Source organism: Mycobacterium sp. M23085 (assembly GCF_045343915.1).
In the GTDB taxonomy this organism is placed as follows: Bacteria; Actinomycetota; Actinomycetes; order Mycobacteriales; family Mycobacteriaceae; genus Mycobacterium.
The window spans coordinates 5,036,628-5,052,600 of record NZ_CP174280.1 but is presented as its reverse complement, the minus strand read 5'-3'; the positions used below and the strand labels follow the sequence as shown (position 1 = coordinate 5,052,600).

15 protein-coding genes are annotated in these 15,973 nt (G+C 65.8%); 4 read left to right on the top strand and 11 right to left on the bottom strand.

The window, feature by feature from the left end:
- The first annotated feature begins 123 nt into the window (after positions 1-123).
- Positions 124-690, top strand: a complete 567-nt coding sequence (locus ACIUM1_RS23680; RefSeq protein WP_014711262.1) for a TetR/AcrR family transcriptional regulator — start codon at positions 124-126, stop codon at positions 688-690.
- A gap of 9 nt (positions 691-699) precedes the next feature.
- On the opposite strand, the gene ACIUM1_RS23675 is transcribed toward ACIUM1_RS23680, so the two are convergent.
- From ACIUM1_RS23675 to ACIUM1_RS23640, 8 genes are all read right to left on the bottom strand, one after another.
- A complete protein-coding gene (locus ACIUM1_RS23675; RefSeq protein ID WP_406814926.1) occupies positions 700-2,625 on the bottom strand; it encodes an FAD-dependent oxidoreductase in 1,926 nt (641 codons plus the stop codon).
- Positions 2,622-3,770, bottom strand: a complete 1,149-nt coding sequence (locus tag ACIUM1_RS23670) for a cytochrome P450 (protein ID WP_406814925.1) — start codon at positions 3,768-3,770, stop codon at positions 2,622-2,624. Before ACIUM1_RS23670 ends, ACIUM1_RS23675 begins: the two co-directional genes overlap by 4 nt.
- A 77-nt stretch (positions 3,771-3,847) precedes the next feature.
- A complete protein-coding gene (locus ACIUM1_RS23665; RefSeq protein WP_406814924.1) occupies positions 3,848-4,291 on the bottom strand; it encodes a limonene-1,2-epoxide hydrolase family protein in 444 nt (147 codons plus the stop codon).
- 10 nt (positions 4,292-4,301) lie between these two features.
- On the bottom strand, positions 4,302-4,697 hold the full coding sequence (locus ACIUM1_RS23660; RefSeq protein ID WP_406814923.1) for a limonene-1,2-epoxide hydrolase family protein: 396 nt from the start codon (positions 4,695-4,697) through the stop codon (positions 4,302-4,304).
- Positions 4,664-5,158 carry a nuclear transport factor 2 family protein gene (locus ACIUM1_RS23655; protein ID WP_406814922.1) on the bottom strand — a complete coding sequence of 165 codons (495 nt, stop codon included), beginning with the start codon at positions 5,156-5,158 and terminating at the stop codon, positions 4,664-4,666. The genes ACIUM1_RS23660 and ACIUM1_RS23655 overlap by 34 nt, the downstream gene beginning before the upstream one ends.
- 7 nt (positions 5,159-5,165) lie before the next feature.
- Positions 5,166-6,767, bottom strand: a complete 1,602-nt coding sequence (locus ACIUM1_RS23650; RefSeq protein WP_406814921.1) for an AMP-binding protein — start codon at positions 6,765-6,767, stop codon at positions 5,166-5,168.
- Positions 6,768-6,835: 68 nt separating this feature from the next.
- The gene (locus ACIUM1_RS23645; protein WP_406814920.1) at positions 6,836-7,360 is read right to left on the bottom strand and encodes a hypothetical protein; all 525 of its coding nucleotides are present in this window, start codon (positions 7,358-7,360) and stop codon (positions 6,836-6,838) included.
- Positions 7,361-7,417: 57 nt separating this feature from the next.
- Positions 7,418-8,818, bottom strand: coding sequence for an aldehyde dehydrogenase family protein (locus ACIUM1_RS23640; RefSeq protein WP_406814919.1), 1,401 nt, complete (start codon positions 8,816-8,818; stop codon positions 7,418-7,420).
- Between the two features lie 229 nt (positions 8,819-9,047).
- On the opposite strand from ACIUM1_RS23640, the gene ACIUM1_RS23635 reads away from it, so the two are divergent.
- Positions 9,048-10,685 (top strand): phytoene desaturase family protein, encoded by a 1,638-nt coding sequence (locus ACIUM1_RS23635; protein ID WP_406814918.1) that lies wholly within the window; start codon positions 9,048-9,050, stop codon positions 10,683-10,685.
- Positions 10,686-10,726: 41 nt separating this feature from the next.
- Here the strand turns inward: ACIUM1_RS23635 and ACIUM1_RS23630 are convergent, their stop codons facing one another.
- The gene (locus ACIUM1_RS23630; protein ID WP_406814917.1) at positions 10,727-12,262 is read right to left on the bottom strand and encodes an AMP-binding protein; all 1,536 of its coding nucleotides are present in this window, start codon (positions 12,260-12,262) and stop codon (positions 10,727-10,729) included.
- A 176-nt stretch (positions 12,263-12,438) separates the two neighbouring features.
- On the opposite strand from ACIUM1_RS23630, the gene ACIUM1_RS23625 reads away from it, so the two are divergent.
- Together ACIUM1_RS23625 and ACIUM1_RS23620 are read left to right on the top strand one after the other, a co-directional pair.
- Positions 12,439-13,701 carry a cytochrome P450 gene (locus ACIUM1_RS23625; RefSeq protein WP_406814916.1) on the top strand — a complete coding sequence of 421 codons (1,263 nt, stop codon included), beginning with the start codon at positions 12,439-12,441 and terminating at the stop codon, positions 13,699-13,701.
- Between the two features lie 96 nt (positions 13,702-13,797).
- Positions 13,798-14,124, top strand: coding sequence for a hypothetical protein (locus tag ACIUM1_RS23620; protein WP_406814915.1), 327 nt, complete (start codon positions 13,798-13,800; stop codon positions 14,122-14,124).
- Positions 14,125-14,141: 17 nt separating this feature from the next.
- Here ACIUM1_RS23620 and ACIUM1_RS23615 read toward each other — a convergent pair whose 3' ends face one another.
- Together ACIUM1_RS23615 and ACIUM1_RS23610 are read right to left on the bottom strand one after the other, a co-directional pair.
- Positions 14,142-14,939, bottom strand: coding sequence for an enoyl-CoA hydratase-related protein (locus tag ACIUM1_RS23615; protein WP_406814914.1), 798 nt, complete (start codon positions 14,937-14,939; stop codon positions 14,142-14,144).
- A complete protein-coding gene (locus ACIUM1_RS23610) occupies positions 14,930-15,964 on the bottom strand; it encodes an NAD(P)H-dependent flavin oxidoreductase (RefSeq protein ID WP_406814913.1) in 1,035 nt (344 codons plus the stop codon). Before ACIUM1_RS23610 ends, ACIUM1_RS23615 begins: the two co-directional genes overlap by 10 nt.
- Positions 15,965-15,973: the final 9 nt, after the last annotated feature.

The window sequence follows — 15,973 nt, the reverse complement described above, 5'->3', positions numbered from 1 at the left end:
TTAATTTAGATTCAAATTTTCACTCGAGTCAACCGGCGTCGGGCAGAGTCGCGAAGATCTGGCGGTTTCGAATGCCTTGCACACGCCCACGCACCCGCGACGCTGCGGCCGACTAAAGTGCCAATGATGGCGAACGGCGTCTCCCGAGGGGCCTACTTCGACACGGGTCTCGACGTCCTCTCCGACCTGGGTTACGGCGGGCTGAAGTTGGCCGAGGTGTGTCAGCGGCTCGGGATCAGCACCGGTTCCTTCTATCACTACTTCGAAAACTGGCCCGCGTACACCCGCGAACTGGTCGAGCACTGGCGCCAGGTAAACACTGTTCGGTTGGTGGAGTGGATTCGGACCGAACCCGATCCGCGCCGACGCATCGACCGCATCATCGACATCGGCCTGAATTTGCCCCACGGCGCTGAGGCGGCTATCCGCGCGTGGAGCAGCGTGGATGCCCACGTGTATGCGGTACAAGCCGCCGTCGACAAAGAGCGCCACCAGATTCTTCGAGAGTGCGCATTCGAGATTCTGCGTAACGATCGGCAGGCGCAATTGTTCGCCGACTGGGCGGTCTACCTGCTGGTGGGCTACGAGCAGGCCACCTTGCCTCCCGACCCCGCCGCGCTCGAGTGGATTGTCAGCCAGTTGCTCGACGCCTTGGACGCCGACCGATTTTCTTCGGTGCCGCGCAGCTGAGCGACACGCTCATATCGCCAGCGCGGCCCGATGGGCTTCCTTGAAGCTGTCGAAGGCGGTTCGCGGTGCTACGGCGTCTCCGACCACCGAGTGGGGAATGCTGAGCGCCTGTACGACTGGAAGCAGACTGAGCGCCGGCCGCATCGGCACTGCGGCGACCACCGATCCGACGGCCAGCTCATCGATCGTCTCGCCGTCCGGCCGGACGATGGTGGCCACGCCGTCCTCCAGGTCGCCGAAAATGCCCTGGGTGATGATGCGTTTCAGCCGCCGGTGCCAGGTACGGGGGGCTTCGAAGCGATGCAGAATTCCGCCGAAGGGCATCACCGTCTCATAGCAGGTGACAAAGGTGACGGACCTGCCGTCGGCGGCCAGCGCCTCGGCGACCAGCGCTGCTTCGTTGGTACCGAGCGCGTCGTAGACGAGGACGTCGTCGTGCACGCTGCCGGAGAGCGCCGCGGCGGTGCTGATCATGTGTTCGGCGCCGACCAGGTCCGGCGCGAACGTCGCCCCCGTCGCCAGAACAACGTGATCCGGCGCGAGGTCGGCGAGCATGGCTGCGGTGACCTCCACGCCGAGCTCGACTTTCACCTGTGCTTCGGCGAGTTCGTTTACCAGATGGTCCAGCGAGCTGGCCAGGTCGGCTGCCGCGGTGAGTTCGACGGCGCGCAGCCGACCGCCGGTGCGCGTTCCGGCGTCGAGGATGCGAACTTGATGCCCGCGCTGCGCAGCGATCTCGGCGGATTTGAGACCCGCCGGCCCGGCGCCGACGACCAAGACCTGCTTGCGGAGGGTAGCGGGCCGGATGCGGAGCTCCTCCTCGCGCAGCACCGCCGGATTGTGAAAGCAGCTTGCGGTCGGCGAACCGGCGAGCTTGCGGTCGACGCAGACGTTCGCCGCGACACAGGGACGGATCCGATGCGCCTGCCCGGACTCGAGCTTGCGTATCAGCGCGGGCTCGGCGATGTATGCGCGGGTCATGGCTACCAACTCGCACTGGCCCTGAGTCAGCAGCGCCTCGGCGGTACCGGCAGAAGCGATCCGCCCGGTCCCGATCATCGGGACGGTTGTGTTCAGAGATTCGCGCAGCTGCCGCAGATAGCGGATGTTGGCGCCCTCGGGCTGCCGGTAGTTCGGGATCGCACGGTCGTAGCTCGGCCCGCCATAGCCGACAGTGGTGTTGAGCACATCGATCTCGCCGGTGTCGAGTAGGCGTTGCAGACCTTCTGCGATAGCTCGAGGGCCTTGTCCCCCGTCGTCGGCTGCCCGTAGGTCGTCGGTCGGGGTCCGATAGCCGAGTATGCGGTTTGCACCGATTTCGGCGCGGACCTGATCAATGAGGCAGCGGGCGAAACGTGTCCGATCGCCGCTGCCGGACGGCCCCCATTCGTCGTCGCGCGAGTTGTTCCACGGTGTCAGGGACTGCTGAATCAAATACCCGTGCCCGCCGTGGAGTTCCACCCCGTCGCACCCCGCCTGTGCGACAAGCCGCGCAGCGCGTCGATAGGCGTCGAGGACCTGCTCGATCTCTGCGCCGGTCATCTTGTGCACCGGCTCGCCCTCGGGCGTCTGGGTGTGGTCGAACCCCCACAACGCCGGCCGGGCGACATCGTTGTCGGTGCGGAACGTGGCGCCGAAGTGCACCAGCTGCACGATCAGCGGCGTGCCCTCCCGGTGCACCGCCTCGGCCAGGCGCGCGTGCCGGTCCAGGATCTCGGCCGGGTATTCGCCGAATGGGTTGACGTAAAACGGGTGCGCAATCAGCAGCCCTAGGCCGCCCGCAGCTCGTTGCCGGGCGAACTCGATGTACGAGTCGGCAGGCAGCAACGGGTTCCGCCAGGGTTCGCTGATGCTCGTGGCAGTCATGACGACGCGGTTGCGCAACTTCACCGTCCCGACCTGAAGCGGGGACAGCAGCGTAGGAAAACCAGTCACGGACCGGTCTTCTCCGGTGTGAACACGATCGGCAGTGACTCGACGCCCCGGGTGTTGCCGCCTCCCGTCCAGCGAATCTCGGCGCCCGGAGCGATCCGGGCGTCGGGCAACCTGCTCAACATCTCGTCGACCACCGCGGAAAGTTCGGCCACCGCGAGGTGTTCGCCCAGACAGCGATGCCGGCCGGTGCCGAACGTCACGTCCGACGGCGAGCGCGGCCGATCCAAGCTGAACGTGTCGGGCTCCGGAAACACCTCGTCGTCACGGTTGGCTGCGCCGAAACAGAGCATCACCTTGTCGCCGCTGTGCAGGTGTTGCCCGCGCTTTTCATGGTCGGCCACCACCGTCCTGGCCATGTGCATCACGGGCGCATCGAGTCGCAGGGCCTCGGCGATAGCCACGTGACGCAGAGACGGGTCAGCCAGCAGCCGGTCCCGCAAACCCGGCTCGGCCAGGATCCGGTAACAGAGGCTGCTGATACCGTGCACCGTCGTCTCGTGGCCGGCAGAGATGATCAGGCGAACCATTCCCAGGATCGCGGCGGGCTCGAGCGGGTCGCCGTTCTCGCCGGACAACGCCACACCGATGATCTTGCTCAGAGTGTCGTCGCCGGGCTCGTCGATTCTCTCGTCGATCTCGCGCTGGACGAAGGCCTCGAACCGTTTGGCGCTGGCCATCTTTTCGTCAAGACTCACCTTGGCCGACGAGAGGTACTCCATCATCAGCCGGCGCATCTCGTCGGCTCGATCGCGGTCCAAGCCGAGATAGTGCGCCAGTACCGCGGGCGGTACCGGGTCGGAGACAGCTGACACCAGGTCCGCGTGGCCGTCCGCGACGAACTTGTCGAAGCACTCCCGCACCAGCTCCCGGATAGCATCGTGGTTCAGCGCGACGGCCTTGTTCGTGAAGAACGGCATGACCATCTTGCGGTACGCGGAATGCTCGGGCGGATCGAACTCGGCCGGCACCAGGCGCATCGATGCCCCGGTCGGCGGAATCATGATCCCCTGCGTTGTCGTGAATACCGAGTGATCGCGTGCGGCATCGACAACGTCGTCGTAACGGGTCAGCGTCCAGAACCCGCCATAGTTGTCGCTCCAGCCGACCGGGCGGCGACTCCGGAGATCCGCGAGAGTCTGGTGCATCCGCGGTGGCAATTCCGGATCGCCATGGTCGAATCCGGTGGACGCCGGCCTAGTGCCCCGTGATGTCCCCGACTCCCTCATTCGGAAACCCCGTGCCTCATTTCGGCCGCAGTGGGTGCTGACACGACGGGTTGGCCGAGCTCGAGCTTTGAAATCCAGTCGTCGCAGTAATCGCGCCAAGTGGTGACCTTGTTTGCGTCGAATTCGAGAACTCCCGTAACCGGGATTTCCGCGATCACGGTGCCGTCGGCGCGGTACAGGTTGTCCGACCTTTCCACGACCACTCGGCGCGAGGTTGCGAGCAAGGTCCGGATCGGGCACTCGACCGTCGCGATCTGCAAGGCGTCGAACATCTCGTCGAGACCCTTCAGGCACTCTTCGAGACCCGTCAGGGCACCACGGCCGCTGTTCCACCAGACCAAGTCGTCCGTGCCGTACCGGCGGAACGATTCCTTGACTCCTTCGACACCCGGTCCCCACATCTCGAGGATGTGTCGCACGATCCGTTCCTCGTTGGTCACATCGGCCGCCTCAATCGAGCTGGCCGACGGCCAGCAGCGGGCCCGGATCGAAGTAGTCGCGCCACTGGGTGATCTTGCCATCGGCCCATTCGAGGACACCGACCACGGGAGCGGCGAAGATCTCCTCTCCGTCGGCGTCGAACACCCGGTCTATCCGCTCGACCATCACCAGGCCCGGCGTGGCCAATAGGGAGCGAGCGTCCACCCTGGTGCTGCTGAACTTCCATGCCTGGGCTTGCGCAGTCAGCAGTTCGATGCACGCTTCAAGGCCTTCGACGCTGGGAATGCCGGTATTGATCCACTTCACGTCGGGGGCGCAATAGCGTTTGAACGCGTCGATGATGCCGTCCACCCCTGATTCCCACAGCGCGATCATGTCCCGCGTGTGGCGTTCTTCGTCAAGCATGTGTCCGCCTCCTTCGTTCTCGTAAGCCGATCGGTGGAATAACGCGGCCGCGCTAGACGAGCGCGGGAACCTCCGGGACGCTCGATCTGGCGCAGCACATCGGCCAGATTCCAGTAGTCGCGGTTCTGCGCGATCAACTCACCGCGGATGACACCGGTCGAAATCCCACGGATGGTGAACTGCTGGCCCTGTCCGGTGAAAATGCCGAAGCTGCCGTCGATCACACCGGACACGGTCCACTCGAAGCTGTAGCTGTCCTCGTCGACCACGAGGCTCTCCTGCACCGCATTGAAGGAGTCGCCCGCCGCCTCGAAGTAGAGGTCCCAGAAAGCCTGCACCGAATCTTTTCCCCGGTGGATCTGCTGGACAGCGAGGTCCTCGTAGCTGATGTCGTCGGTGAAGCAGGCCAGCGCCGCTGGAACATCCTTGGCGGCGAACGCATTCCAATAGCGGGTCAGCATGTCTCGATTAGCGGCGACTGACATCGTGACTCTCCTTCTGGTGAGTGACCAGGGATTCGTGGTCGGTTGGCGGGGGCGTTGCCGTAGCCGAGTGGTAGTGCTCACGCAGCGCCGCCTTGGCCACCTTTCCGGTGGCATTGCGGGGCAGCGCCGCGACGACGTCAAGGTGTTTGGGGTACTTGTAGCGGGCGATGCGGCCCGCGCACGCGGATTGCAGAGCGTCGAGGGTCACGTCGGCGCCCGGGCTCGCCACCACGACCGCCAGGCCTACCTCGCCCCACTTCGCGTCGGGGACGCCGATGATCGCCACCTCGGCGACTTCGGGCAGGTCGATGAGAACGTTTTCGACTTCGGCCGCATAGACGTTCTCGCCACCGGACTTGTACATGTCCTTGTAGCGACCGGCGATATAGAAATAGCCGTCGGCATCGCGGCGGGCCGCATCGCCGGTGCGGAACCAGCCGTCCACGAAATACTGTTCGTTGGGCAGGTTCCAGTAGCCAGGGGTGACCGCCGGCCCCTTCAGCCACACCTCGCCGACCACGTCGTCGGCGACATCGGTCAACGTGTCGGGATCGACCAACCGCACCGCGGTATGCAGCACCGGCTTGCCGCACGTCCCCGACAGCGCCCGCTCCAGTCCCTCCTCGAGCACCAGCGCGGCCGGGCCAGTCTCGGTGCCGCCGTACTGCGGGTGCAGCGCGACATCCTTGGCAGCGAAGGCCCGCAGCAGCTGCGGAGTGGTGGTACCGCCGCCCAGGACGATCTTGCGCATCGTGCCGAAGTCGGTGGTGCCGAACGTCGGATCGTCGATGAGGGTCTGAAGCAGCGACGGCGCGGTGGTCAGATGGGTCACCCCGTTGGTCTGCTCGCCGATGTAAGCCAGGATTGCCGCCGGGTTCCAGCGCGCCATCGTGGTGACCTGCCCGCCATGCATCAGTATCGGGTTGGCCAGCACGTTCAACCCGCCGGCATGGAACAACGGCATTGGGTTGAGCATGTTCACAGCCGGGGCCGCGACCTGAGCCGCGGTGAGGATGTTGAAGGCGTTCCACATCATCGATGCGTGCGAGACCAACGCTCCCTTCGGCGTACCGGTGGTGCCGGACGTGTAGAGGATGTGCGTGATGGCGTCAGGGTCGTGGGGTTGCGGCGGCAGCGGAACGAGTCCATTCCCGGGCTCGGCGCTGGTCAATGTCTCCAGCTCGAGAATGGTCTGCACGCCCGCGGCGTCGGCGACGTCGCGCGCGGGTTCGACCCAGGTTGCGTCGTGGGTCAGTGCGGACACGGCGGCGTCGATGCACTGGTGCCGCATCTCCGCGGTGACCAGCCGCCAGTTCAGCGGCACCATGACCACACCCGCCCGCATCGCGGCGAACTGCAGCACGAACGCCCGTGGCGCGTTGTCGGCGACGACGGCGATCCGGTCTCCCGGCCGCAGTCCATGTGCCAGCAGCGCGGCAGCAGCCAAGCCCACTCGCTGCTCCAGCTGGGCCCAACTCACCTGCTCGCCAGTGTCGGCGCTGGCCAGCGCGATGGCGTGCGGCCGAACCGAAGCGTGGTGCGCGACCCAATCCGATACCGGAAATTGGAAAGTCCTCGACGGCATTGTCACCAGGGGGCACGACCGTCTGAAGCCGGTGTCGTGGCAACGATGTACGAACAATGCATGTTTCGTCAGCCCGCCCTTCTCCTACGTGCCCGATGGCCATCGAAGGCATTCGTCCGCACGGTGGGCACGAACTTGATCACGACGCGCCCCGGGTGATCGGCTGCGCGAGCATGGGCCTGCTGCGCCTGCTCGTCGTGCGGGTCGTAGCGGCGGGCGATCTCGGCCAGGAACCACAGAATGCGTTCGCGTTCCCGGACGACCTCGCTAATTCCCTTGAAGGACAGCGACTTTGAATGACCCATCGAGGTGCCCATCGAAGAGATGACCACGCACGAGCGGGGATCGCGCATGATCGCTTTGACGCGAACCCGGGATTCCTCGGCGCACAACCAGATTGCGCCTTCAGCGTGAATGAAAGCCTCAGTCAGCGCGACCGGGTCGCCAGCGCGGTTCGTCCAGCAGAAGGTGCACTCGAATTGCTCTGCCAGCAGTTGCGCGACCTCCTCGTCGCTGAGTGTGAACGCGCGGGCATCAGCGAGCGAGTCAACCTGAACGTCGCTACGTGAGGGCGGCGAGGAACTTCGGGTCATCGAGCATGTCCTTCCATGCGGCTGCTCAACAGGTTTCGTGACACGTCCGACGTGACGTCAGGCTCGTGCGGTATGCACCACTTGAGGCTCGGTGAACGCCAGCAGCCCGTCGACCCCGTTCTCCACACCGATGCCGCTCCATTTGGCGCCACCGAACGGCACCGTCGGCAGCAGCGCCGCGTGGGTGTTGACGAAGGCTGTACCGCACTCGAGGCGTTCGGCCACGTCACGGGCAGCCACTTCATCGGAGCCCCACACCGAACCGCACAGGCCGTACATCGTCGCGTTGGCCCGCTCGACCGCTTCGTCCACCCGCGAATAGCGCAGGATCGGCAGCACCGGACCGAACTGCTCCTCATCGACGACCGCGACACCCTCGGCGACATCGGCGAGGATGGTGGGCTTGAAGTAGTAGCCCGGCCCGTCGATCGCGTCACCACCGGCGACGATTCGGGCACCGTTGGCCACGGCGTCCTGCGCCAGGCCTTTGACGCGTTCGAACTGCGGTCGGGTGGACAGCGGACCCATTTGCGTGGCCGGATCGGTCGGGTCACCGACCGCGATCGCCGATGCCGCGGCTCCGAAGGCCTCGATCGCCTCGGCGTACACCCCGTCCGGCACGTAGATCCGCTTGGGCAGGGCGCACGCCTGGCCGGTATTGAAGAAAGCCACGCCGAGCAGCGCCGGGATCACCGAAGCCAGATCGGCGTCAGGCAACAGGATTGCAGCGTCGTTGCCGCCGAGTTCCAATGTCAGCCGCTTGAGGTCGGCGCCGGCCGCCACGGCGACATTCTTGCCGCCGGCGATCGAACCGGTGAAGGTGATTTTGCGGGGAATCGGATGCGCTACCAGCGCCCGTCCCAAATCGTCTCCACCCGAGATCACGTTCAGCACGCCGGGCGGCAATACCTCGCCCATGATCTCGCCCAGCAGCAGGGTTGCCATCGGGGTGAAGGGCGAGGGCTTGACGACGACGGTGTTGCCGGCCAACAGCGCCGGCGCGATCTTCCACATCGCTAGCCCCAACGGGAAATTCCACGGCGTGATCGCGCCGACAACACCGATGGGCCGCTGCGCGACTTCGATGAGCGCGCTGCTGTCGTCCTGCAGGATCCGCCGCGGGATTTCCATCTGGGCGAAAACCTGCAACCACGCGACGCAGATCTGCACCTCACTGGCGGACAGCGGGGCGGGCTTGCCCGTCTCCGCTGTCAGCGTGGTCGCGAGTTCGCTGTGGGCAGCGGCGATCGCGTCCGCCAGCCGCAGTAGCGCTTTGCGTCGCTCGGCTTCGTCCAGCCGCCACGACCGCCCGGCGGCTTGCGCACTTTCCAGCGTGTCATTGAGTTGCTCGACGGAGCACTCCGGCGCTTGACCCACCACGTCGCCCGTCGCGGGATCGATCACGTCAAAGGTTGCCTGCGCGTGGACTTTGTTCCCGTTGATCGTCATCGCGACCATAGTTCTCGCCTTCTCTTTCTCGAGTGAGGTAGCGGCAGGCAGTCGATGCGGCCCGGCTGGTAACGCCAGGTGACACAGCGTGTAAAGCTAACACTGATTGGTTTACTCCGAAAGTGTCGGCGGCGTCCGTAACACTTCCTCCACCAAACGGCATTGAGCAGCCTAACGTTGTTTGATAACCTCAGCTCCCAACACGCTGCTCGAACACATCGTGGTGAGGAGACAGTCAGTGAGCGGACCCTTGTCCAGAGAGCGCGTCGCGGATGTCCTCGTTGTCGGCGGCGGCCACAATGGGCTGGTAGCCGCGTGCTATCTCGCTCGAGCCGGGCTGGACGTCCTGGTGCTGGAAAGCCGCGATGTGCTCGGGGGCTGTACGACCACGGAGATCCTGATCCCCGAAGCGCCCGAGCACTGGTTCAGCCCCTGCGCAGACGACGTCATATCGCTTCGAGCCTCGACGGTTCCCAGGGATCTCGAGCTCGCCAGGTACGGCTACCACGAGATCGACGTCGATCCCCCGTACGTAGCGCTCGCCCCCGACGGCGGGTCGCTCGCGTTCTGGCGCGACGTCGGCCGCACCGTGGCAGAGGTAGCACATTTCTCCCGGCGCGACGCCCGGACGTTCGAACAGCTCATCGAGCAGCTGATGCCGATATCGGATGCCGCGATCGAACTGATGGCGACCAATCCGACGCGACCCGATCTGGGCAGCGTGCTGCGGGCCGCGAGCAAGCTGCGCCGCCCACGCGGTATCCCCACCCTCGCCTCGTTGGCCACCGTTTCGGCCGCCCAGGCGATTCAGGAGCGGTTCGAACATCCGCTAGTGCAAAGCGGCCTGGCTCAGCTCGCCAACTTCGGTTCGCCGATCACCATGGAGCACACCGGGATCAACTTGCTGATCGTCCCGCTGATCATGCGTGTCGGCATGGCACGCCCGCGGGGCGGGATGGGCATGCTGCCACGAGCGCTGGAACGCTCACTGGTCGCGGCCGGCGGCCGGGTCCAGACGTCTGCCCGCGTCCAAGAACTGCTGCTCGACGGCGGTCACATCGCCGGCGTGCGGCTGACCACGGGTGCGGAGCTGCGCGCCCGCACCGTGCTGACGGCGACCGAGCCGACGCAGGTGTTGAACAAATGGCTACCGGACGGTGCATTGTCAGAACGCATGGCCGCGCGCGCTTCACACATACCGACGCGTAGCGGCAACTGCGCACACTTCAAGATTCAGGTCGCTTTTCGCGGCAAGCTGCAGTTGAAGCGGCACAATGCCGCGCGCACCGACGGACTCGATCTACGGACGCCCACCCACGTCGTGGGAAGCATCGACGATATCTGCCGGGCGATCACCGACGCGGGTAGCGGCCGACTGCCCGACCCACTGCCTTACGCGAGCATGATCAACACCGCGATGGACTCAACCCTGGCGCCCGCCGGCCAAGACTGTCTGAGCCTGTGGTCGGGATGGGTGCCGTTGGAACCCGCCGAAGGGTGGGACGACATGAAGGCCGCCACGGAGAAGGCTCTGGTCGAACACGCAATGAGTTACCTGGACGGCTTCGAGTCTTTGGAGGTCGCCCGCTGGGTCGAGTCACCACCGGAGATGATGGCGCGAACCAGCGTGCCCACCGGCAACGTCTACCACGTCGACATGACCATGATGCACCTCGGCCCATTCCGGCCGGCGTGGGGTTTCGGGGGCTACCGGACACCGGTGCCGGGCCTATATCTCAGCGGCGGCGGCACCCACCCGGGGCCCTCGGTATCCGGCCTGCCCGGTCAGCAAGCTGCCCGCACCCTGCTGCGCGACCTGCGCAAAGGGAGAACACGCACGTCGGACAACGCACGACTGGCACAGCACGCGACCTGATGTCGGCCGTCGGCACGACCGCCGAAGCGGCCGGGCGACTCTCAATTGCTGCCGTAGTCCAACTTGAGCTGCGCCCTGGACACCTTGCCGGTCACGTTGCGTGGCAACTGATCCACCACCGACAGTCGCTTGGGCAGCTTGTAGCGCGCCAACCGCTGCGCGGCAAAGGCGTTGAGCTCGTCGAGGGTCACTGCCGTGCCCGGGGCGGGTACCACGACCGCCAGCCCGACTTCGCCCCACCTCGCGTCGGTGACGCCGACAACGGCGACGTCATGGACGTGCGGATGCAGAGCGAGCACCTGCTCGACCTCGGCCGGGTAGACGTTCTCGCCGCCTGATTTGAACATCTCCTTGGTGCGTCCCGACGGGTAGTAGAAGCCGTCGACGTCGCGGTAGGCGGCGTCGCCCGTCTTGAACCAGCCGTCCTCGGTGAAGTATGCGGCCTTGTCCTGCCTCCAGTAGCCGACGGTGATGCTCGGACCGCGCAACCAGATTTCACCCGTCACCCCGGTTTCGACGTCACGGTCGGCGGAATCGACCAACCTGATCTGGGTGTGTGGTGCCGCGCGGCCCGTCGACCCCTTCTTGGCGACGCCGATGTTCGCCCTTTCGTTGTCCAAAACCGTTGCCATCGGCCCCATCTCGGTGCCGCCGTACTGAGGCTGAAGCGGAAAACCGTGGTCGGCCCACTGCTGTAGCAACTCCGGTCCGGCGACCGCCCCGGCGATCACCCCGTGCCGAAGGTGCGACAGGTTCGCACTCGAGAAGCCGGGCAGGTCGGCGATGCGCTGGTACATCAGTGGAATCGCGGCGAAATGCGTGATCGGCGGCTGCCGGCTCAGCATTTGCTGCAGCACCTGCTCGGGGTCGAAGCGCGCCATCGTCGTCACTGCCCCGCCGAAGTAAAGAATCGAATTGGCCATCACGTTCAGTCCCCCGGCGTGGAACAACGGCATCGGGTTGAGATGGTGGCAGCCGGGTTGTGAGAAGCCGGTGGTGTGCGCGGCGCTGAGGGCCTGCCACACCAAAGTCGAGTTGGTCGAGATGGCACCCTTCGGCTTCCCCGTGGTGCCCGACGTATAGAGGATGTGGGTCGGGTCATCCATCGTGATATCACCCGTCGCCCGCAACGGCTTGGCTGTCCAGATCGCATCTTCATAGTCGATCGGGCCTTGCGGGCAATCCCAGGAGAGCTGACGCGGGATCCCTGCCTTGGTGGCGACCTCGAGAGCGACCTCTGCCCAGACACCGTCGTAAACAATGATGCGTGGCTGAGCGTCCAGACATATCTCTTGGATCTCAGCGGTATGCAGGCGCCAGTTGAGTGGGACGAACAGCGCCCCGAGGCGCATGCACGCGAATTGCACCTCGAACACCCGGGGATGATTCTCGGCGATCAGCGCAACCCGGTCACCGTGACCGGCGCCGAGTCCGCGCAGCGTGGCGGCAAGACCTGCCACCCGTTGCTCGAGTTCAGCCCACGTCGTTCGGATTCCGTCTTCGGCGCAGCCGAGCGCGAGCGCATCCGGGCGGTGCTGCGCGTGGTAATCCACCCAGTCGGTGGCGAAGAAGGCCAATTTCGCTCCAATCGCGACGGAGTTACCAAACGACGTATGAATGGTAGTAAAAGGCGCCCATGCTCACTCCGAAGCCGCTCGGCGGGCAGGGCAATGTTGTTTTACCAAACGCTGATCGGTATCGTCCATCCCAATGGCGCCGGACGAAGAGGCCCTGTCGATAACCGGAGATCACCATGACGCAGTTCGACCACCATTCCGAGGATTTTGCGCAGAACTGGCGAGAGATTTACGCCAGCATGCGCAACGAATGCCCGGTGGCGCACAGCGACCAGCACGGGGGCTTTTATGTCCTCACCCGCTACGACGATGCCAAGCGGGTGTTGCGGGAGTCCGACACTTTCGTCTGCGGGCGCGACCTGACATTTGGTGACACCGTCGTCAGGGGCGGGGTGACCGTGCCGACCAACCCGGTGCGGATGGGCATGATGGAGATGGATCCTCCGCAGTCACAGGCCTATCGGCAAGTGCTGGCACCGTGGCTGTCACGCAAGGCCGTGGAGCACTACCGGCCCCGCATGCAGGAGATCGTGTCCTGGATCGTCGACCGCGTGGTCGAGGCCGGTGAGCTCGATTTCATCGACGACATCGCCAACCCGCTGCCCGCGATGGTCTCGCTCGACTACTTCGGCTTGTCGCTGGAGAAATGGAGTGACTACGCGACGATCCTGCACAAGGCCGTCTACCGTGAGCCGGGCTCTGCGCGCGACCTCGCCGGGCTGCTGGACGACTTGCGCGCCACCGTCAAGGCGCGACGCGCGACGGCGCACACCCCGCCGACCAATCTCACCGAGGCGCTGCTCAATGCCGAGGTCGAGGGCGTGCCCATCGACGACGAAACGGTCACCGAGATGGTGTTCATGTTGCTCAACGGAGGTGTCGACACCTCCACTGCGCTGATCGCCAGCATGTTCCTCTACTTGGACGAGCACCCCGACCAGCGGGCTAGGTTACAAGCGGACCCCGGGCTGATTCCCGCCGCGATCGACGAGATGCTGCGCTATTTCACGCCCGGTCCCGGAGTCGCCCGCACGGTCGCCCGCCCGGTCGACATCAACGGCCAGCACCTCGAACCGGGCGACCGGGTATGGCTCGCACTTGGTTCGGCGAATGCCGATCCCGCCACCTTCACCGATCCCGAGCGGATCAATTTCGACCGCGACCGTGGCAGCACACACCTGGCATTCGGGTTCGGCATGCACCGCTGCCTCGGTGCGTTTTTGGCTCCGGTGGAGATCGCCATCCTCCTCGAGGAGGTGTTGCGCCGGTTGCCGGACTACCGCATCGATCGGGACCGGGTCCGGCACTATCCGACGATTCCGCTGGTCAACGGCTACCTCGCGATGCCGGCAACATTCACACCGGGACCACGGGTGCTGAGCGGCTACGCCGAGGCGCTGCCGATTCGGCTGGAACCCGAGGTCGTGGGACGAGGCTGATCGTCGATGCCCCGACGGCGCACGCGATTCCCGATATAGCGTCGGGTCGGCGATGACGCTCCGGTCGAACTCGCTCCGCCCGCCGCGCGGACGGCAGTGGCCGCGCCTCAGCGCCGTCGACCGCCCGAAGCGCTGCACTGGGAGCTCGGGCGCCACGGGGTGGCGGTCACCGGGTTGTGTCCCGGCGGCGTGCGAACCGAGTTCTCCGAGGTGGCGGGGCTGCTCGGCACCGAGAGCCGCACCCCGAGCGCGTTGATGGCCGAGCCTGCCGAGATCGCCGAGGCCGGGTTACGGGCGCTCGCACAGAGCAAACGCGTCGTCATCCCGCGCCGAAGCGTTCGCGCCTTCGCCTGGGTGGGTAGCCACGCCCCGCGGCGAATGTGGTTGCCGTTGGTCGGCCGCATGATGGGCGACGGGAACTGACTCCGACCGGCGCGCGATCACGACGACGACGTGGAGGTGTCGCTCATATAGCTGTCGCGGGTGCCGTCCAGAAAGGTCTGGCGGGCTTTGCTGCTGTCACCGAGCATATTCAGCTCGAAGGTGTAGCTCAGTTCCTGCCGATACAGCCGGCGCAAGTCACGGCCCGCGGTGTTGTTGAGCGTCAACTTGAGGGCCCTGATCACCCGGGGCGCTTTGGCCGCGATCGTCGCCGCGACCTCGTAGGTTTTGACCAGCGCGGCGTCGACCGTCGCTTCCACGTGGTACACGCTGCCATAACTGTGCAACTCGGCGATGTCGAACGGCTCGCAGGTGAACATCGCCGAACGCAGCCGGCGTTCCGGCAGCAGGCCCAGCGCCTGCACCGCGCCGGTCGTCGCGCCGTTGTCCGCCTCGGCGAGCACGAATCGTGTTCCCCGCGAACCGATCAGCACGTCGCAGGTGCCGGCCAGCAGCACCCCCAGGCCGACGCAGTAGCCGTGTATGCAGCCGATGACCGGAACCGCGCACTCGGCAATGGCCACGCTGGTGTCCTGGGACCCCCGAGCCTGACCGAGGATGCCGTCGAATCCCGGTAGGCTCTGCACCTCTTTGACGTCACCGCCGCCGCAAAACCCCTTGCCCTGCGCTCGCAACACCACGGCCCGGACTTCTTCGCGACGCTCGTAGCTGCGCAACAGTTCGGTCAGCTGGGCCAGGTCGCCGATCGAATAGGCGTTGACGGGCGGGCTCTCAACGACCAGTTCCGCGACACCCGCCAGTCGGCCGCTGTCGTGGACGGTCTCGGTTACCGGCACGCAGGTTCTCCCAGCGCCACCCCTGCCTCGCCCAGCAGTCCGCGCGCCTGGGTCACGATCCGCCCGACCAGGTCGGCGACCGTCGGGATGTCGTGTATGGCCGCGGACACCTGACCGGCCACCATCAGGCCGTCCACCACGTCGCCCTCGCGCTGGGCCTTGCGGATCTGCTCTTCCTCCCACACCTGAAAGTCCTCGGGAGACATGGTCTTTCGCATGTCCTCCATGAGCTCCAAACCCTTGTTGCGCAGGCCACGGATCGGGGCGTAGATGCCGCCGTAAACGACATCCTCCCACTCCTTCGCGTCGACGATGCGCTGTTTGTACGCCGCGTGCCACTGGTGCTCCTGGGTGGCGATGAACCGGGTGCCCATTGCGGCGGCGGCGCCACCCATCGCCAGGACGGCGGCCAGCCCGCGGCCGTCGCAGATCCCGCCGGATACCACGACGGGGATGTCAAGCGCGTCGATCACCTGCGGGGCCAGCACCATGGTGTGCACCCCTTTGGCGTGCGTGTGGCCGCCCATTTCGTAGCCCGAGGCGATGATCACGTTGGCACCGCTCTCGGCAGCCTTGAGCGCGTGCCGGACGGACCCGACCTTGGCCATGTGCACCAGGCCCGATTCCCGGATGGCCGCGCCGAACTCACCGGCGAAGCCGGCCGAGGTGACGATGGCCCTCAGCTGGTCGCCGGTCCGTCCGCCGTCACGTTTGACCGCGATGGCCTCGTCAATGCAGATGCGGCTGACCAGGAGGAGCTCGCCGCTGGCCGTCCGGCCGACCGGGACGTTGACGGCAAACGGACGGTCCGTGCTGGACGCCACATGCTCGATCGCCGCGCGGAATCCCTCGCGGAGGAACTGCTCGGAGCTGTTCACGATGGACGGACAGCTGACGGTGCCCAGCCCGCCGGCCGCTGACACCGCGGCGGCCAGCAAAGTGGTCGGCGACGGGCCCATGCCGTCCTGCATGATCGGGTACTCGATCCCGACCATGTCCTGAAAACGACGCCACATGGTCGTCATGGGTTCCTC